Source organism: Microbacterium sp. ProA8, assembly GCF_039905635.1.
In the GTDB taxonomy this organism is placed as follows: Bacteria; Actinomycetota; Actinomycetes; order Actinomycetales; family Microbacteriaceae; genus Microbacterium; species Microbacterium chionoecetis.
In genome coordinates this window covers 966,334-985,001 of sequence record NZ_CP157000.1, presented here as the reverse complement: position 1 = coordinate 985,001, position 18,668 = coordinate 966,334, and the positions used below count along the sequence as shown (strand labels likewise).

Genomic DNA, 18,668 nt, shown 5'->3' with positions numbered 1-18,668 from the left:
GAGGAACGATCCCTCTCCCGGCGGTCGCGCCCGTGCCGGCTACTCGAACGGGTCGAAGTAGGCCACCGTCGCTGCATCGATGTTGCTGTCCATCCCAGCCGGGCCGAATGGGATGGTGCTGGCGCCGGTGATGAACACGCGTCGTGAACCATCTGCGGCCTGGTCGACCGCCACGCCGTTGGCCCCGTCGCTGGCTCCGGCCGCGTCGTACCCCGCCGACCAGATCTGCTCGCCGGTGCTCATGTCGTACGCGATCGTGACGTAGTCCCAACCGGTGTCGACGTTGCCGGACTCGCCGGTGACGACTGCGCGCGTGCCGTCCTCGGTCAGCGTGACGTCCCAGGCCACGTCCATCCCGTGGGCGGTGCCGTCGTACCGCGCGGCCCACCGCTGCTCACCGCTGACCACGTCGTAGGCGACCGTCGCGTAGTCCATGTCGGCACTGCCTTCCACGTTGCCGGCGACCACGACCGTGCTGCCGTCGGGGCTGAGGGCGATCGACTGCGGCGTATCCGTGAGCGCCTCGCCATAGCCCGCTGCCCAGCGCTCTTCGCCGGTCGCCAGGTCGTACGCCACGGTCTCCCAATCGTTCTGACGGTCGGTGTTGGCGAGACCACCCGCGACGATCACGGTGTCGCCGGTGACGGCGATGTTCTGCGCGATGTCGACCATGCCATCGGAGCCGTTGCGCAGGACATCCCACAGCTGCTCGCCGGTGGCGGCGTCGTAGGCGACGGTGCCCCAGTCGGTGAGGCCGGTGTTCTCACCCTGGCTCTGCCCGGTGATCACCACGGTCGAACCGTCGTCGCTCACCGCGATGCCACGGGCGTCGTCCGTGCCGCTCACCGGATCGTCGTACCGCGCAACCCATCGCTGTGCACCGGTCGCCGCGTCGTACGCCACGGTGGCGTAGTCGAGCTGCGGCCCGCCCATGTTCTGGTACCCGGTGACGTAGACGGTCGCTCCGTCGGGGCTGACGACCAGGTCGTTGAGCGAGTCGCCCTCCTGGCCTGGACCATCGAGACGCGTCTCCCATCGCCGCTCCCCCGTGGCCCCGTCGTAGGCCGCGGTCAGGTAATCGCCACCGCTGGTCCCGGCGACGTACAGGGTCTCGCCGTCGGGGCTCATCCCGAAGCCGGTCGGCTCATCGCCACCGCCGTTGCCGGTGGCGTCCCACTGCTCCTCCCAGAGCACGTCCCCGGTCTCGGGGTCGTACGCGGCGGTCAGGAAGTCGGCCACCAGCCCGCCCGCTGACGGGGGCCGGGCGAAGCCGCTCATGTAGACGCGGTCACCTTCGGGGTGCAGGAGAACCTCGCTGCCGACATCCGTCGAGTTGCCGAACTGCCCGCCGGCGCCGTCGTAGCGCGCCGACCAGTCCTCGTCACCCGGCTGCTTCGCCCGCAGCACGATCGGCGACCTCACGGTGTGGCTGCCGTCCGTCCAGGAGAGCTGCCCGGCGAGGTAGTCGAACACGGGGGTCTCTTCGCCGACCGTGAAGGTGACGGAGTACGACGCGGTCTCGCCCGGCGCGACGGTGAGCGTGCTCGGCTCGACGTCGGCATCCACCCCGGCGAGGCCGGTGACCGAGGCCGTGTAGGTGGCGGCCTGGTCGTCGACGTTGGTCACCGTGCGGGTGACGGTCTGCGTGCCGTCGAGGAGACCGATGCCGATCGACGGGGAGTTGAGGTCGCTCGGGTCCAGCGAGCGCCCGTCCGCCTCTAGGCCGTCACAGGTGTCGGCCGGCACGTTGCGGGTCGAGCCGCACAGGAACGCCAGCCAGTCCTCGACACCGCTCTCGTAGACCAGGCCCGGATCCGCTGCGCTGGTCGCCTGCACGTGTCCGGCACCCTGCTTGAAGATGAGGTCAGGGTCGCTGGAAGACTCGCCGTCCAGGACGTCCGAGCCGGTGGTCATCAGGGCCGACTTGATCGCCATCGGCGACCAGTCGGGGTGCAGGTCCCGCAGCAGCGCGGCGAGGCCCGTGACGTGCGGCGCCGCCATCGACGTGCCACTCATCAGGTTGAAGTCCATTCCCCCCTGACCGGGAGGCGCCACGGCGGCCAGGATGTCCTGTCCCGGAGCGATCACGTCGGGCTTCAGCACGTCGCCGTTGCCGGCGATGAGCGGGCCGCGAGAGGAGAAGCCGGCCGTGTAGGGCGCAGCGCCCCCGTTCGCGATGACCGCCTTCTCGATGCTCGCGGTAGCTCCGGCAGAGGCCGCGTAGGCGCTGATCGCACCCCCGGCCGTGTCCTGCAGATGCACCGTGGGCACCGAGTGGAAGTCGGCGTTGAGCGAGTTCTCGAACGCGTTCACGAAGATCATGCCGATGCCGCCCGCTTCGGCCACCGCACGCGAAGAGTCCACGCGGGCGATGTCGCCCCCGCGCTCGCAGAGCACGATCTTGCCGGCGACCTTGGCGGGGTCCAGGCCCGGCTTGCCGTTGTTGGCACTCGCCGGATAGCAGCGCACCGCTGATACGGCCGAGGCACCGGCGGCGCGTGCGGCGGCTCCCGCGATCAGCGGGACGGGGCCGACGGCCGAGGCGCTGAGGGAAACGCCCTCATAGCGCGCGCCGTTGCCCAGCACCACGGCGCTCGTCGTCGTGCGGTCGTGGGTACCCGCCGCGACGGTGGTGAGCCAGGGCCCGGGGTGGGCGACCGTTGCCCCATCGGGGCCGTCGTTGCCGGCGGATGCCGAGACGAAGATCCCGGCGGCCGCGGCGTTCAGGAACGCCGCCTCCGTGGGCTCGAGGAAGTCGGTGCTCGATCCCGACACCGAGTAATTGATGACATCGACGCCGTCGGCGACGGCCTTGTCGATCGCGGCCACCATGTCGGAGGTGTAGCCGTTCGCGGTGGAGCCGTCCTCGACAGACCACAGCGCCTTGTACGACGCGATCCGGGCGCGAGGTGCGATGCCGGAGATCTCGCCGAACGGGTCGGCCGGACCGGTCACGTCGATGCCGTGGTTGCCGCCGGCGGTCGACGCGGTGTGCGTGCCGTGGCCGTTGTAGTCGCGGGGTGAGAGGAACTCCCAGGGCAGCTGCTGCGCGACACCCTCGTTCCCGCCCCAGGCAGCATTGAAGTACTGCGCCGTGACCAGCTTGTTGTTGCAGAGGTTGGCGTCCCACGAGTCGTCACCGACGGTCTCGGCCGACGCGCACGTGCCACGGAAGCCCTCCGGCTTGCCCTGGTAGGCGAGCTTGTTCGACGCGTCGCGGTCCGAGAAGCTGCCGACCTCGGGCCAGATGCCGCTGTCGATGACGCCGATGACGATGTCCTCGCCCGCTCCGGGCGACTTCTTCCCGCCCGTGGGTCCGCCGAGCTGACCCCACAGTCCGTCCTCGCCGTCCAGGCCGAGGAAGCTCGGCGTCGACGACGTGTCCGCCTCGACTTTCTCATCCGGATGCACCGCCACCACGTCGGGCTGCGCCTCGAGTTCGGCGGCCTGCGCAGGGGTGAGTTCGGCCGCGAAGCCGTTGAAGCTGTAGACGTAGCTGTACGAGGGCGCGCTCCCCTTCACCTTCGCCAGGGCGGCGCGCTGCTGCCCTTTGAGGTGGGTGCTGTAGGCCTCCACGGCCGGGTCGGCCGGATCCATCTTGGCGTTGCCACGGGGCTTCGTCGGCTTCAGCCCATCCACGCCGCCGTCGTAGGCCACGGCCGGCGCGAGTTCCATCTGGACGACATACGTCTGAGGCTCGCCCGCTTCCGGGGTGGCGGCCTGGGAATCCTCGGGGCGGGTCACCTCCATGCTGCCGCGGGGCTCGCCGCCGTCTTCCACGGGGGCCGCGGTGAAGACGCCGCCCGGCGCCGCAGGAGCGGTCGCAGCGAACGCGCCGGCCGGTGCCGCCGTGGCTGCGAGCGCCACGGCGGTTGCCAGCGCGATCGTCACTCGCGGCGGGGTGAATCGCCGCTGTCGTTGTCTCAGATATCTGGTCACAGTCTCTCCTCGCGCGCGGATGATTCGATTCACACGTTGCGTTGCAGGTTACGGACGGGTGAATGGTGCCGGCATCCGTGACCTACACTGACTTTTGCTCGCGCCCCACCCGAGGGAATGGGAGTCATGCCCCAGCAATCCGCTCCACCCGCCGGCGGGGTGTCGCCCGTGCTGGTCGGTCGTCATACCGAATTCACCGCGCTGACGGCTGCTGTTGCGGCTCCTCCCGCCCTGATCGTCATCCAGGGTGAAGCAGGCATCGGCAAGAGCCGACTGGTCCGTGAACTCCTCACCGCCGTGTCAGGCACCTCCGCAGTGCTGGTCGGCCACTGTCAGCAGCTTCACGACCCGTTCCCGCTGGGTCCGGTGCTCGACGCATTCCAGCATCACGGCGACCTCATCGAGATCGAGGGGCTGAGCCCGATCGTGGGCAGCCTGGCTCCGCTGGTGCCGGAGATCGCCGATCGCCTGCCGGCTCCGCCGGAGCGACCGGCGGATCAGCGGGAGGCACGGCACCAGATCTTCCGTGCGGCGACGGAGCTGCTCGAGCATGTGTCGCCTGCGGTCCTGGTGCTCGAGGATCTGCACTGGGCCGACACCGTCACCTTCGACTTCCTGACGTATCTCGTCGCTCACCAGCCGGCGAAGCTCACGATCATCGTCACCAGTCGCACGGATCTCGGAACCACTCCTGTCGGTGAGGCGTTCGCCCGGGCACCCGCCGGCCGCACCCGGAGCGTCCGGCTCGCGCCGCTCGACGTCGCCGAGGTCGGCGAGCTCTCCCGTCATCTGCTGGGCATCGATGTGCCGGATCCGATCGCTGCCGGGCTGTACGACGTCACCGGCGGTGTGCCCTTCGTCGTCGAAGAAGTCCTCCGTACCCTGCTGGCGCGCCTCCCCGCCGCGGAGATCCCCAGCCACCCGGACGCGCTCGCCGCCCTGTCGGTCTCCACTGCGCTCCGCGATGTCGTCGTGCAGCGGCTCACCACCCTCGACGCGACAGCCCGGGAAGTGATCGCTGCGGCAGCCGTGATCGAGCTCTCCATCGATCCCGCCCTCCTGGCGGAGGTCACGGAGCACGACGCCCGGCAGGTGGCGACTGCTCTCACATCGGCGCACGCGGCAGGGCTGCTCCACGATCAGGATGGCCGCATCCGCTTCCGCCACGTGCTCGCCCAGCAGATCATCTACGACGCGACGCCGCTGCCGACGCGCCAATGGTGGCACGCACGCGTCGCCGAGGTGCTGGAGCACCGACAGGATCCGATGCTCTCGGCCCGGATCGCACACCACTACCAGCGCGCCGACCGGGTCAGGGAGTTCGTGCGCTGGGCGGAGGCGGCGGCCGACGAGGCCGTGCGCCACGGGAACGAGGCGGCGGCCGCCGAGTTCCTGCGCGAGGCGACCGCCGACATGGCCGCCCTCTCGCTCGACGACCGCGTGCGCATCGCGACGAAACTCGGGCGAGTGGCTGTCGACGGACTCGCTCACGCCGAAGCCGCCCCGATCCTCACCCGGCTCCTGGACAGCCAGCAGCTGACGCAGGCGGCTCGCGGCGAACTCCGCTTCGCCCTCGGCCGGCTGTACCGCCAGCAGGGCTTCGCCCGCGACGGCTACGGCGAGATCGAGCGTGCGATCGACGACCTCTACGACCGGCCCGATCTGCAGGCGCGCGCGCTGGCGGTGCTGGCTGCCCCCGAGACCGTCGTCGACGTGCCGCTCGAGGTGCATCTCGCGCGATCCCTGCAGGCCGAGCAGGCGGCGAGCCGAGCCGGTTCACCGGACGTCGAACTCGGGGTGCGCATCGCGCGGGCTTCCCTCCTCCTGGAGCAGGGCGATCCGTACGCCTGGCAGCTGATCGACGCCGCCCGTCACGACACGGTCCTTCTCACCCAGCCGCGAGAGCACGCACGAGCGGCCATCAACTGGGCCCAGGGTGCGCTCCACATCGGATACGTGAGCCGCGCCGACGAGCTGCTGAGCGAGGGTCGATCGATCGCGGAGCGGTCGGGGTCGGCCCGGCTCCTGGAGGTGTACGAACTCGTCTGCGCCATGATGGACCACGCCGCCGGCCGGTGGGACGGTCTTGCGGAACGCACCCAGGAGCTGGCCTCACGCGCGTTCGGGTTCGGCGCCGCATCATTCGAAGCCGAGTACCTGCACTGCCTCATGCTGGGCTCTCTCGGCAGCACCGTGGAGGCGGCCGCGCGTCTGACGGCGCTCATCCGCGAGTGCGAGACGGTGGGTGCCGCGTGGCCGTTGATTCCCGCACGTGCCGCGCTCGCCCGGCTTCGGCTGATCCTCGGCGATGCACGCGGCGGGTTCGACGCGGCCGAGGCGGCTCTCGACCAGATCCAGCGGAAGGGGATGTGGACCTGGGCGGCCGACGCTCTCGTGTGCCTGGTGGATGCCGCCACGGAGCTGGGCAGAACGGACGACGTCCGTGACCGGGTGACGGCGATCGGCGCGCACGTCCGTCAGGTCGAAGCCCCGGCCATCTCCGTGGCGGTGACCATGTGCGAAGCCCTCATCGCGCAGCTCGACGGTGACGGCGAGGCTGCCGAGCAGCGGATGTCCGGCGCGCGCACGATGGCGCACGCGGCAGGTCTGATCCAGATGACCGCGCAGGCGACCGAGCGGCTGGGCGACTGGCGTTGCGCCCGTGGTGCGGCCGACGGTCCGCGGCTGCTCACCGAGGCACTCACCGCGTACGGCCGCCTGTCGGCACGGCAGGACATCGCCCGGGTCACGCGGACGATGCGTCGCCACGGCGTTCCCGTGCCCTACCCGTGGCGCGGCGGGCGCCCGGCACACGGCAACGATCTGTCGCGACGAGAGCGCGAGGTCGTCGGGCGAGCGGCCGCAGGACGGACGAACCGCGAGATCGCCGCCGAGATGTTCCTGTCACAGCGCACCGTCGAGACGCACATGTCGAACGCGCTTCGCAAGCTCGGGCTGCGCTCACGCGACGAGCTCGACGCAGACGTCCTCGAGGCGCAAGCCGGCGGCTGACACCGCGTCGGTGCCCGATGCCACGCTGGTGCACGACGATCACCGCTGATCAGCTTGCCGCGGCTTCCGCCGATGCGAGGCTTGCGGCCCCGACCGCGAGGAGCAGGACGATTCACAACACCACGATCGACGTCGAGCTGGTGGCGACCCTGATCGCCGAGCAGTTCCCCCGATGGAGTGCGCTTCCGATCACCCAGGTGGTTCCCGGCGGGTGGGACAATCGCACGTTCCGGCTCGGCGACGACCTGAGCGTGCGGCTGCCGAGCAGTTCGGCCTACGTGCTGCAGGTCGAGAAGGAGCAGCAGTGGTTGCCGGTGCTCGCGCCGTATGTGCCCGTGGCGATCCCCCAGCCGGTGGCGATCGGGCGGTCCACAGAGCGATTCCCGCTTCCGTGGTCGGTGTATCGCTGGCTGCCCGGGCGCCCGCCGTCGAGTGACCTCATCGCCGATGACGTGCAGTTCGCATCGGATCTGGGCGACTTCCTTGCGGCGCTGCAGCGCGCCGACGCCGCGGGAGGACCGCTGCCGGGCGCGCACAACTTCTCGCGCGGCGACTCGCCGTCGGTCTACGAAGCGGAGACGTTCCATGCCATCGAGGAGCTCGGCGACAGCATCGACACCCGCGGGGCGTACGAGGTGTGGGATGCCGCGACCTCCAGTCGATGGCAGGGCCCGCCGGTGTGGTTCCACGGCGACGTCAGCGAGGGCAACCTGCTGGTCGACGACGACGGCCGGCTCGCGGCGGTCATCGACTTCGGCACCTCGGGCATCGGCGACCCTGCCTGCGATCTCGTGATCGGCATCGCGACGTTCCGTGGCGACGCACGCGAGGCGTTTCGGGACCACCGCGCGCTCGACGCCGACACCTGGGCACGAGCCCGCGGCTGGGCGATCTGGAAGGCGTTGATCGTCGCCGCCCGTTTCGCGGGATCGCATTCACCCGAGAGCGAGGCACGCAGGGCGCGGCGAACGATCGACGCGGTGCTCGAAGACCACCGCTTGGCGCGATGACGTCGGTGGACCTGGGACGAGCGGAACGGCCCGAGGTGCGGGCTCAGCCCCGCTCTCCCGCACAGAGCCCACAGTAGGGGTCCGCCGCTCGTGGCGCGGAGGAGAGCGCTCTCGGCGCGTCGGGCGTCCGGTCAGTCGCTCTCGCCGGAGACGTCGACCAGCACCTTGCCGACGGCGCCCTTCTCGACGGCGTCGTGGGCGTTCGCCGTCTCGTCGAGGGGGAACCAGATCAGCGGCAGTCCGGCCGCCTCACCGACGGGAAGCGCACCGTCGTGCAGCGCCGCCGTGATGTCCTCGACGGCGGCTGACAAGGCGGCTTCGCCGACCGTGTACAGCAGCAGTCCCTGCATGCGCACGTTCTTGGCGAAGGTCGGTCGCACCGGGATGGTGGCTTCCTCTCCGCCGTTGTCGGCGTAGTACGCGATCGAGCCGTGGTTGGCGACGACCTGCCCGTCGAGGCCGGCGTTCTGCGCGATCGACACCTCCACGATGTGGTCGACGCCGCCGGGTGCGAGCGCCGCGATCTGGTCAGCGGCATCGTCGTCGCGGTAGTTCACGATGTGGTGGGCGCCCGCGGAGCGCGCCAACGCCGCCTTCTCGTCGCTCGAGATCGTCGCGATGACGGTCGCGCCCGCCCAGACCGCGAGCTGGATGGCGGCGTGACCGACGGCACCTGCTCCGCCGGCGACCAGCACGACGCGTCCGTCGAGCGACCCGGGCGACAGGCGCGCCGGCCCGAACTCGTGGACGGTGAGCGCCCGATGCGCCGTCATCGCGGGCACACCGAGGCTTGCTCCGACATCGAAGCCGACGCCGTCGGGCAGCTTCACCGCGCGGTGCGCAGGAACCACCGTGTACTCCTGCGCTGTACCGGTGGGGCGCTGGTGCTGCGCGAGGTACAGCCACACGTGGTCGCCGACCGCGAGGCCGCTCACGCCTTCGCCGACCGCGTCGACCACGCCGGCGCCGTCCTGGTTCGGCACGACCTCATCGAACGCGGGCTTCGCTCCGCCTCCCGCGCGCGCCTTCCAGTCCGTCGGGTTGACGCCCGAGACCGCGACCTTGACGCGCACCTCGCCGGGTCCTGGATCGCCGAGCTCACGCTCCTCGAGCGAGAGGACGGAGGGACTGCCGGTGCGGGAGTAGACGATCGAGCGCATGCGAGAGGCCAACGCGTCTGTCGCTGCGCGCATTTCCCTTCGGGTCGGGACGCCCCGGGTGAGACAGCTGCGCCCGCACCGCGCAGCGAGCAACAGCGGCTGAGCAGCAGCGGCTCCAGCAACCACGACAGACCCCGGCATCCGCCGTCGTCAGACCCCCACCTCGCCTACGGCGACCGGAAGCTCCCGCGCCAGTTCCCGCGCGAGGAACCCCAGTCCGAGGCGCGCGCCCAGCAGCCGGCCCGCGCGGGCGTGGGTCCACGCGGCCCAGACCGCTGCCCTCGACGACGGCTCCAGTCCCCGCGCGGCGAAGCCGACGATCGCGCCGGCGAGCACGTCGCCGCTCCCCGACGTCGCCAGGCCGGCGTCGCCCTCGTCGACGCGCCACGTGCGGCCGTCCGGATCCGCGACCACGCCGTAGCAGTTCACCACCGCGTCGAAACGCCGCGCGATCTCGCGCACGTCGTCTTCGTGGTCGTCGAGGTCGCGTCCCAGCAGGATGCCGGCCTCCTCCTTGTTGGGATTGAGGAGGAGCTGCGCCGGCAGAGCGCTGCGATCCACGTCGCCGAGCACGCCGAGGGCGAACGCGTCGAGCACGAGAAGCTGCGGACCCACCGCCGCGACGGCGAGCAGCGTGGCGCGGGTCTCCGCGGCGTCGGAGAATCCGGGTCCGACGAGGACGGCATCCGCCGACTCCAGCTGCTCGCGCACCTCGCCGTCGAGAGGATCGTCCGCGTCATCCGGAAGGGCGAGGATGCCGGCTTCGGGGAGCGCGATGCCGACGTGGGCGTCGATCGACTGCGGCACGGCGAGCGCCACACGTCCGGCCCCGACGCGAAGCGCGGCCTCGCCCGCCAGGAGCACCGCGCCCGGCGATGTGCGCGAGCCGCCGACCACCACGACGTCTCCGCGCGACTTCTTGGAGTCGCCGGGGTCGGGCAGACCCCAGCCGCGGAGGAGCGACTCGGTGACGCGCTCAGGCCGGCTCGACATCGGGGCTCCCCGGGTGGGCGGTGACATCCGCGTCCTCTCGCTGGAGGTGCGTCACGTCGGAGAACTCGACGAGCTCCCAGCCGCGCTCGCCGCGAACCAGGTGGGTGACCGACGCGTTGAGCACGGTGTGGTCACTGGCGAACGCCAGCAGCTCGTCTTCACGAAGTGGCAGCAGCACGTACAGGAGCAGCATCACCACCGCGTCGTGCGCCACCATCATGACGCTCTCATCCGAGCCCTCGAGGGCCTCGCGCAGGAAGGAGCGCAGCCGCAGGGCGACGTCGGCCCATGATTCCCCGCCGGGCGGGCGGTGATAGAACTTGCCGAGGTGCTTGCGCCGCGCCATCTCCTCGGGGTGGCGGCGCGCCACACCCGTCCAGGTGAGGAGATCCAGGATGCCGAGCTCGCGGTCGCGCAGACGCTCGTCCACGAACACCGTCGCGCCGCCTCCCGAGACGCCGAGGGCGAGTTCCAACGTCTCGCGGGCACGGAGATACGGCGATGCCCAGTAGGCGTCGATCGTCGCCCGCCGCCTCTGCAGCCAGTCACCGAGCGCCGCCGCCTGCTCGCGGCCGGTGTCGGAGAGCGGAACGTCGGCATCGCGCTCATCGAGGGGAATGACCTCGAGTCCTTCGATCTCGGATCTCGTCGCGGCGACGTTGCCGATGCTCTCCCCGTGCCGGACCAACCAGAGTTCTCTGAGCGCCATCACCTCAGGCTAGGGAGAACGCCGGCCCGAGGCACCCGGTTGACACGGGCGCCTCGGCCGCGTGTGCGCGTGGTGCGGGCGCGTGCTTTGGCCTGTCGGAGCGGCGCGGGCGGCGCCGCGTCCGCTGCGCATCGTGGCGGCTCGACGCGCGCCGTCACCTGTTCGAGCGCTGCGCTCCCCCGCTCGGCGGCCAGAGGTCGCCCCGCGCACGTTTCTCGCGAACACAGCCCATCGCCTGAAGCGAAGACACTCGGGCGCCCGCCGGTCAGGCGACGTCGCGCTGCTGGACCCCGTCGACCTTGCCGGCCGCCAGGTCACGGAAGACCTCGAATGCCTGGTTCTTGACGCGCTGAAGTCCTCGATCAGCGCCGCGCACCAGATCCACGAGCCCGAACCGCAGGAACCACTCGTCGGGCTCCTTCTGATCGAACCGGTACAGCCAGTCGACCATCGTGAAGAAGGGGAACCAGGTGTACCCGATGATGCGATGCCCCTCGCCGCGCATCGCCTCGACCACAGCGGTCGACTCCTGCAGCCACGCGATCTTCTCCTCCGTAGTGCCGACCAGGGAGGTCTCGGTCAGGGCGAGGGGCGCGTCGTAGCGGGCCGAATACAGCTCGATCAGCTCACGCAGCCCGTCGGTGCCCGCCCGCACGGGCGTGGACGTGCCCTGCTCGAGCCGGACCTTCGTGAAGTGCGGATAGTAGTTGACGCCGATCACGTCGGGATGCACCGCGTTGTCACGGAACCACTGCAGGTCGCCGTCGGTCACTCCGTGACGCGCGAGCCAGTCCCGAAGCGGCGAGGTGTCGTCGATGCGTCCCGTCACCAGATCGAGCGCCAGGAATCGACGCTCGTCCAACACAGCCCGGGGTTCGGGTGAGGTGTCGCCGTCGTAGAGGAAGCCGGCGTCGACATGGACGAAGGTGGCCTCGGGATGGACGGCGGCGATCTCCTGCTGGGTGCGCACCATGCCGCGCGCGAGCGGGATCAGCACCTTGACGAAGCCGTCCTGCCCGCGAAGGTACGGCGGCCACGAGCCGTTCTGCCCGCACCACTCGGCATTCACGGCGGGCTCGTTCAGCGGTGTGAAGTCGGTCCACGTGTCGCGGTAGCGCTCTGCGACGGCGCGCCCGTACGACGCCACGCGCTCGGGGTACGACGCGTTCAGGAACGAGTTGTCGAGCCACAGCGGCGTGCCGTAGTGCATCAGGTCGACGATGCACCGCAGCCCGAGCTCCCGCATCTTCTCGGCGACCTGGTCGATCCACGACCAGTCGAACTCACCCGGCCGCGGCTCGACGAGATACCACGGGATGCCCCACCGCACGAACTCCGCTCCGCTCTCGGCGACGAGTTCGAGGTCCTCGCGCCAGTGGGCGTAGTGCTGGGTGAGTTCGTACAGGTCGAGCTTGCGGTGGCCGACGGCCTCCTGAGGAATGAAGGTGTCTTCAATGCCCACGCCGTAGCGCAGGCGCCCGTCGGTGTACCAGGGGACGTCGTTCACGCCGCATCCTTTCGTGTGTGTGGTCGGGAGCAGGTCGCACGGTTCATTTGAGGCCGGTGGTCGCGATGCCGGCGACGAAGCTGCGCTGGATCAGCAGGAAGAAGATCACGACCGGCAGCAGCGCCAGGAGCGACCCCGCCATGAGCAGTCCGTACTCGACGACGTGCTGACCCATGAAGAGCGCCAGGCCGGCCGGGAGCGTCGAGGTCTCGACCGACGACGACATCACGAGGGGCCAGAGCAGGTCGTTCCAGTTGTACTGGAAGTGGAACAGCCCGAGCGTCAGCAGAGCGGGCCGGGCGAGTGGCATGATGATGCCCCAGTAGATTCGCCATTCGGATGCCCCGTCCATCCGCGCCGCCTCTTCGAGGTCTTTCGGCAGCGAGAGGAAGAACTGCGTCAGGAAGAAGATTCCGAACGCATTCGTCATGCGCGGGATGATGAGCCCCGGGAGCGTGTTCGTGAGGCCCATCCCGCTGAGCATGTCGTAGAGCGGGATGAGGGTCACCTGGAAGGGCAGCATCAGGAGCAGCAGGATGAGGACGAACACGATCCCACGCCCCTTGAAGGGGATGCGGGCCAGGGCGTAGGCCGCCATCGAGTCGAACAGCAGCGAGATCAGCGTGACGCCGCCGGCGAAGATGATCGTGTTGAGGTAGAGGCGTGCGAACGGGATGCGCTCCCATACCTCGACGAAGTGCTCCACGGTCAGCTCGCGTGGCCACAGCGTCGGCGGATAGGTGACGATGTCGGCCTCCGGCTTGAACGCTGTGAAGACCATCCAGATGATCGGCAGGAGCACGACCAGGCCGGTGAAGATCGAGGTGATCGCGAGCAGCCAGCGAGTGGCGTGGCTCTTTCGCCCGGTCGCACTGCGTCGGGGCTTGGACGACGTTCGGGGCGCGGCATCCCGCGATCTCGTCACTGTGGGCGCGGACATCAGTAGGTCACCTGCTTACGACGGAGGAAGCCGAACTGGATCATCGAGAGGATGAACACGAAGACCAGCAGCACGAACGAGATGGCGGAGGCGTAGCCGAACCGGAGCTCTTGGAATCCCTCGCGGTAGATGAGCATGACGAGCGTCTCGGTACGGAAGAAGGGGCCGCCGCGAGTCATCACCCAGATCTGGTCGAAGGCCTGGAGGGTCGCGATGAGAGCGAGCACCGACACCAGGAGCGTCTGATTCGACAGCAGCGGGAGCGTGATGCTGCGGAAACGCTGCCACGGTCCAGCGCCGTCCAGGCGCGCCGCTTCGTACATGTCCACCGGGATCGACTGGAGCCCAGCGAGGTAGATGACCATGTAGAACCCGACGTTCTTCCAGACGCCGACGATCATCACCGCCGCCATGGCGTAGCGCGGATCGGTCAGCCACCCTTGCTCCGGAGCGATGCCGATCAGGCTGAGCCAGTACGAGAGCAGGCCGATGTTGGGGTCGAGCAGAAACGCCCAGGCGATGGCGATGATCCCGAGCGACACGATGAAGGGCAGGAAGATCGCGGTCCGCGAGAACGCGCGGCCGGCGAAACGCTGATTGAGCATCAGGGCGAACAGCAGCGCGAACACCACGGTGACCGGCGTCACGACGAGCGCGTACAGCACCGTGTTTCCGAAGGCGTTCCAGAAAGCGGGATCCTGCATCAGCTCCTCGTAGTTGGCGAGTCCCACCCATTCAGCTGACCGGATGAGGTTGTAGTCGGTCAGCGACAGGTACACGGCCTGCCCCATCGGGTACAGCGTGAACGCGAGGAGGATGATCAGCGCGGGCAGGAGGAACAGCCACGCGGTCATCGTGCGCCGGCCGTTCGCACGGAGACGGCGGCGGTGGACGGGGGCTGCGACGGTAGGCGGCGCCGGAGCGACAGACGTCGACGTCATGTGAGACCTTTCCGAGGAGCGGGCGACGAGCCGCCGCCCGCCCCCTCGTGATTACTTGTCCAGTTCGGCCTGCACCTGCGTGGATGCCTCGGTGAAGATGTCCTCCACCGACCCCTCCCCGTTGAGCGCCTTCTGCAGCGCCGGCGTGAAGACGGTCTCCAGAATCGGGCCGCCCGCTGCGACGCCGGGCATCAGCACCCGCGCACTGTCGGCGACCTCGGGAGCGCCGAAGATCGCGGGATACGGGCTCTCGGTGACCTGGTCGGCGACGTCGGCGCGCGTGGGCGGGAATCCCGAGCCGTTCGCCCACGTGATCTGACCCTCAGGGGAGTTCCAGTAGGCGAAGAACTTGTAGGCGGCTTCCTTCTTCTCGTCGCTCGTGTTGGCGGGAAGCCCCATCGACACGACATCCGCGAGGACGGCGTCCTCGGCCGGTCCGGCGAACGGCTTGGCCAGTCCGTAGTTCAGCCCGGCCTCATCGAACCCGGTCGTCATCCACGGCCCGACGATCTCGATGGCCGCCTTCCCGGTCTGGAAGAGCTTGTCTGCGTCAGCGCCGTTCAAGCCGACAGGCGCGGCCCGCTGCTCGCGGACGAGCGAGACCCAGAAGTCGAGGGCTTCGATCGACTCCGGGTCGCCGAGCATCGAGGTCGTGCCGTCTTCTGAGACGATCCCGCCGCCGGTGCCCCAGAGCAGGGACGGGAAGATCGGCACGGTCTCGTGGTCGGCGAGCGCGATCGCGTACTGCTCAGGCTTGCCGTCACCGTTCTCGTCGACGCTGAGCTGCGGCACCATCGCAGCGAACTCGTCCCACGTCGTCGGCGGCGCTTCGGGGTCGAGTCCGGCCGCCGAGAAGAGGTCCTTGTTGTAGAACATCATCATCGTCGCGTAATTGACGGGCACCCCGTAGTTGTTGCCGTCGTACATGGATGCCTCGACCGCGGCCGTGGCGAGGGCTTCGGTGTCGTTGTCAGGGTCCTCGTAGTAGTCGTCGAGGGGGATGAACAGCCCTTCGTCCGCGAACTGCGGCATCCGCGTCGCAGACATCGCCACGATGTCGGGGCCGTCGTTGCCGGCGACCGACGTCAGGACCTTCTGGTACAGCGTGTCCCACGGCATGATGTTGGCCTTCACCTCGACCTCGTCCTGCGACGCGTTGAAGTCCGCGATGACCTGCTCCAGCGCCGGGCCGTCGGGGCCGGTGAAGCCGTTCCAGAAGTCGAGGACGATCTTGCCGTCGGCGTTCGTTTCATCCCCGCCGCCGCCCGAGCCCTGCCCTGCGCACCCTGCCAAGACGAGCGCCGCAGCGCTCAACGCCGCCGTTGCGAGAACGGCCTTCCGAGTCCGTCCGCGGACAACCGCGGGCCCGGTCTGCTGTGACTTCATGGATCAATCCCCTTCGAATATGCCGTTCAACGTTGAACGAACGGACCGATTACCGTTATACATGAACGGTAATCGTTGAACAAGCGTCGACGTTGTGCCAATGTCAACAACGCCACGCTGAGCAGGAAAGGTTGGAGCGATGCCACGGACGACCCTGAAGGACGTCGCCGACCGCGTCGGCGTCTCCGCGAAGACCGTGTCGAACGTGGTCAACGGAACGGGCTGGGTGACCGACGAGCTGCGCGAAAGGGTGCGAGAGGCCCTGGTGGAGCTGGGCTATCGGCCGAACGCTGCGGCGCGTCAGCTGCGGAGCGGACGCAGCGGAATGATCGCGCTGGCGATTCCGGAACTGAGCCAGCCGTACTTCGCCGAACTCGCCTCCGAACTGGTGCGGGCCGCACAGGAACGCTCGATCACCGTGCTGGTCAACCAGACCGACGGCCGGGCCGACGCCGAGCGACGCATCAGCGACGGCATCGGCGCGCCCGTCATGGACGGGCTCATCCTGAGCCCGCTCGCGCTCACGGCGCGTGATCTCCAAGGCAGGCTCGACTCGACGCCGCTCGTGCTGCTCGGCGAGCACATCGGCGACAGCACCTTCCCGCATGTCACGGTCGACAACACGGCGGCAGCGAAGGCTGCCACGATGCACCTGATCGATCAGGGATGCCGCCGCATCGCCGCGATCGGCGCACAGGATTCCGGACCCAACGAGACCTCCGTGCTGCGACTCGCCGGCTACGTCGCTGCCCTCCAAGAGGCGGGGATCGAGGTCGACGACCGACTCATCATCCACGTCTCGGAGTATCACAGCCCCGACGGCGCTGCCGCGGCCCGACGGCTGATCGACGACGGCGTCGAGGTCGACGGCGTGTTCGCCTTCAACGACCTGCTCGCGCTCGGCGCGATGCACGTCCTGGTGACGTCCGGCATCCGGGTTCCGGACGATGTCGCGGTCATCGGCTTCGACGACATCAACGAGGCGCGCTACAGCACACCCGCACTGAGCTCCGTGTCGCCAGACACCCCGGCACTCGCACGAAAGGCCATCGACCTGCTCCTCACCGATCATCCGGCTCACGGCATCCACACCGTAGGACATTCCATCGCGCATCGCGCGAGCACGAGAGGCGCATCCGAATGACCATCGCAGACTGGCAGCTCGGCGGCGTCGACGCCTCGTCGCAGGACGGCACCTACCCCCGTCCCCAACTGGTGCGACCCGCCTGGGTCGACCTGGGTGGGGCATGGGACTTCACGCGCGACGACGACCTGGTGAAGTCGGTCCGAGACGTGGAATTCGATCGCACGATCATCGTCCCGTTCCCGCCCGAGTCGCCGGCCTCCGGGATCCACGAGACGGGCTTCCTGCCTTGCGTCTGGTACCGACGCCGCATGCAGCCGGATGAACTGCGCGCCGCCGGATGGGGACCGGACAGCTCCCGCGTGCTGCTGCACTTCGGCGCTGTCGACCACTCGGCGACCGTCTGGCTGAACGGCCAGGTCGTCGCGACCCACGAGGGCGGTCAGTCCCCCTTCGTGGCCGACGTCACCGACGTCATCGATCCCGACGGCGAGAACGTCGTGATCGTGCGCGCGGTGGACCTTCCGGGCGACGTCTCGGTACTGCGAGGCAAGCAGGACTGGTACGAGCAGCCGCATTCGATCTGGTACCACCGCACCACCGGCATCTGGCAGCCGGTGTGGCTCGAGTGCGTGCCGAGCGGCTCGGTGGCCGGCCTGACGTGGCGCAGCGACCTGCCCTCGGCGACCGTGAACGTGGATGTCGACCTCGAAGGCCCCATACCGTCGGATTCGTGGGTCGCCGTCGCGCTCTCGCACGACGGCGTGCTGCTCGCCGAAGCCCGCGTGCGGACGATGGGCCGGACCGTCTGCCCCGTCCGGCTGGTCATTCCGGCGCAGCTCAACGGACAGCAGTACGAGGAGCTGCTGTGGAGCCCCGATCGACCCACCCTGCTCCGCGCGACCGTCGCCCTCGAGCAGGCCGATGGCACGCCGTGCGACGTGGTGGGCAGCTACGTCGGCCTGCGCAGCGTGCTCGCCTCGAGCGACCACCTGCTACTCAACGACCGGCCGACCATCGTCCGCGCCGTCCTCGCGCAGAACTACTGGCCCGAGACGCACCTCGCCGCCACGCCGGAGATGCTGCGCCGCGAGGTGGAACTGATCCTGGGCCTCGGCTTCAACACGGCGCGGGTGCACCAGAAGGCGGAGGACCCCCGCTTCCTGTACTGGGCGGACCGGCTCGGTCTCATGATCTGGGCGGAGACGGCGAGCGCCTACGCCTTCGACGCACGGGCGATCCGCAACCTCGTCAGCGAGTGGACCGACATCGTGCAACGCGACCAGTCGCACCCCTGCATCATCGTGTGGGTTCCCCTCAACGAGAGCTGGGGCGTCCAGCACATCTCGCACGATGCGCGACAGCAGGCGCTGAGCCGCTCCATCACGGATCTGACCCGCGCGCTGGACGGCACGCGCCCCGTGGTATCGAACGACGGCTGGGAGCACACCTCCTCCGACCTGTGGACCATCCACGACTACGAGTCGGATCCCGCGGTGCTCGCCCAGAGGTACGGTGACGAGGCGAGCGTCGCCTCGATGCTGAACGGCTTCGGCCCCGCCGGGCGCCGCATGTCGGTCGCCGCGGCGGGCGAGGCCAAACCCGTGCTCCTCACGGAGTTCGGCGGGGTGAGCCTCGCGACGGGATCGGACGAGGATTGGGGCTACTCCACCGCGACCGATGTGGTGGCCTTCGAGGAGCAGGTGAGTGCGATCCTGCGCTCGGTGCGCACCGCTCGCGAGCTCGCGGGCTTCTGCTACACGCAGTTGACCGACACCGGACAGGAGACCAACGGACTGCTGTACGCGGACCGGTCACCGAAGTTCCCGATCGAGCGGATCCGCACCGCCGTGCGTGGCTGACAGCAGGTTCTTCCTCCTCGCGCGTCCCGCATCACTCGGCTGTAGCGGACCATCTGGGGATGACGCTTCGAGACGCACCCGACGGATTGGGTAAGGCAACCCCAAAGTACGCCGCATGCGTCGAT

At 69.3% G+C, this 18,668-nt stretch carries 12 protein-coding genes; 4 read left to right on the top strand and 8 right to left on the bottom strand.

Going from position 1 to position 18,668, the window contains the following annotated elements; genetic code table 11:
* Positions 1-39: 39 nt before the first annotated feature.
* Positions 40-3,891: a S8 family serine peptidase gene (locus ABG085_RS04240; RefSeq protein WP_347978181.1), complete on the bottom strand. Its 3,852-nt coding sequence runs from the start codon at positions 3,889-3,891 to the stop codon at positions 40-42.
* Between the two features lie 174 nt (positions 3,892-4,065).
* Between ABG085_RS04240 and ABG085_RS04235 the strand changes: the two genes are divergently transcribed.
* Positions 4,066-6,951 (top strand): AAA family ATPase, encoded by a 2,886-nt coding sequence (locus tag ABG085_RS04235; protein WP_347978180.1) that lies wholly within the window; start codon positions 4,066-4,068, stop codon positions 6,949-6,951.
* Between the two features lie 140 nt (positions 6,952-7,091).
* Positions 7,092-7,961 carry an aminoglycoside phosphotransferase family protein gene (locus tag ABG085_RS04230; RefSeq protein WP_347978179.1) on the top strand — a complete coding sequence of 290 codons (870 nt, stop codon included), beginning with the start codon at positions 7,092-7,094 and terminating at the stop codon, positions 7,959-7,961.
* Between the two features lie 131 nt (positions 7,962-8,092).
* Here the strand turns inward: ABG085_RS04230 and ABG085_RS04225 are convergent, their stop codons facing one another.
* The 7 genes from ABG085_RS04225 to ABG085_RS04195 form a co-directional block, all read right to left on the bottom strand.
* On the bottom strand, positions 8,093-9,121 hold the full coding sequence (locus tag ABG085_RS04225) for an NADPH:quinone reductase (RefSeq protein ID WP_347978178.1): 1,029 nt from the start codon (positions 9,119-9,121) through the stop codon (positions 8,093-8,095).
* A gap of 150 nt (positions 9,122-9,271) precedes the next feature.
* Positions 9,272-10,114 (bottom strand): ADP/ATP-dependent (S)-NAD(P)H-hydrate dehydratase, encoded by an 843-nt coding sequence (locus ABG085_RS04220; RefSeq protein ID WP_347978177.1) that lies wholly within the window; start codon positions 10,112-10,114, stop codon positions 9,272-9,274.
* Positions 10,098-10,823 carry a histidine phosphatase family protein gene (locus tag ABG085_RS04215; protein ID WP_347978176.1) on the bottom strand — a complete coding sequence of 242 codons (726 nt, stop codon included), beginning with the start codon at positions 10,821-10,823 and terminating at the stop codon, positions 10,098-10,100. The genes ABG085_RS04220 and ABG085_RS04215 overlap by 17 nt, the downstream gene beginning before the upstream one ends.
* Before the next feature lie 265 nt (positions 10,824-11,088).
* A complete protein-coding gene (locus ABG085_RS04210) occupies positions 11,089-12,330 on the bottom strand; it encodes a family 1 glycosylhydrolase (RefSeq protein WP_347978175.1) in 1,242 nt (413 codons plus the stop codon).
* Positions 12,331-12,373: 43 nt separating this feature from the next.
* Positions 12,374-13,270 carry a carbohydrate ABC transporter permease gene (locus ABG085_RS04205; RefSeq protein ID WP_347978174.1) on the bottom strand — a complete coding sequence of 299 codons (897 nt, stop codon included), beginning with the start codon at positions 13,268-13,270 and terminating at the stop codon, positions 12,374-12,376.
* Positions 13,270-14,211 (bottom strand): sugar ABC transporter permease, encoded by a 942-nt coding sequence (locus tag ABG085_RS04200; RefSeq protein ID WP_347978173.1) that lies wholly within the window; start codon positions 14,209-14,211, stop codon positions 13,270-13,272. Before ABG085_RS04200 ends, ABG085_RS04205 begins: the two co-directional genes overlap by 1 nt.
* A 51-nt stretch (positions 14,212-14,262) precedes the next feature.
* Positions 14,263-15,504 (bottom strand): ABC transporter substrate-binding protein, encoded by a 1,242-nt coding sequence (locus ABG085_RS04195; protein ID WP_347978172.1) that lies wholly within the window; start codon positions 15,502-15,504, stop codon positions 14,263-14,265.
* A gap of 232 nt (positions 15,505-15,736) precedes the next feature.
* On the opposite strand from ABG085_RS04195, the gene ABG085_RS04190 reads away from it, so the two are divergent.
* Both ABG085_RS04190 and ABG085_RS04185 read left to right on the top strand, forming a co-directional pair.
* Entirely contained in the window at positions 15,737-16,741 is a 1,005-nt protein-coding gene (locus ABG085_RS04190; RefSeq protein ID WP_347978171.1) for a LacI family DNA-binding transcriptional regulator, read from the top strand.
* A complete protein-coding gene (locus ABG085_RS04185) occupies positions 16,738-18,543 on the top strand; it encodes a glycoside hydrolase family 2 TIM barrel-domain containing protein (protein WP_347978170.1) in 1,806 nt (601 codons plus the stop codon). The genes ABG085_RS04190 and ABG085_RS04185 overlap by 4 nt, the downstream gene beginning before the upstream one ends.
* Positions 18,544-18,668: the final 125 nt, after the last annotated feature.

Excerpts from the sequence above, each read along its gene's own strand:
- ABG085_RS04235 (WP_347978180.1), top strand. The coding sequence starts at position 4,066 with ATGCCCCAGCAATCCGCTCCACCCGCCGGCGGGGTGTCGCCCGTGCTG.
- ABG085_RS04225 (WP_347978178.1), bottom strand. The coding sequence starts at position 9,121 with ATGCGCTCGATCGTCTACTCCCGCACCGGCAGTCCCTCCGTCCTCTCG.
- ABG085_RS04220 (WP_347978177.1), bottom strand. The coding sequence starts at position 10,114 with ATGTCGAGCCGGCCTGAGCGCGTCACCGAGTCGCTCCTCCGCGGCTGG.
- ABG085_RS04215 (WP_347978176.1), bottom strand. The coding sequence starts at position 10,823 with ATGGCGCTCAGAGAACTCTGGTTGGTCCGGCACGGGGAGAGCATCGGC.
- ABG085_RS04205 (WP_347978174.1), bottom strand. The coding sequence starts at position 13,270 with ATGTCCGCGCCCACAGTGACGAGATCGCGGGATGCCGCGCCCCGAACG.
- ABG085_RS04200 (WP_347978173.1), bottom strand. The coding sequence starts at position 14,211 with ATGACGTCGACGTCTGTCGCTCCGGCGCCGCCTACCGTCGCAGCCCCC.
- ABG085_RS04190 (WP_347978171.1), top strand. The coding sequence starts at position 15,737 with ATGCCACGGACGACCCTGAAGGACGTCGCCGACCGCGTCGGCGTCTCC.
- ABG085_RS04185 (WP_347978170.1), top strand. The coding sequence starts at position 16,738 with ATGACCATCGCAGACTGGCAGCTCGGCGGCGTCGACGCCTCGTCGCAG.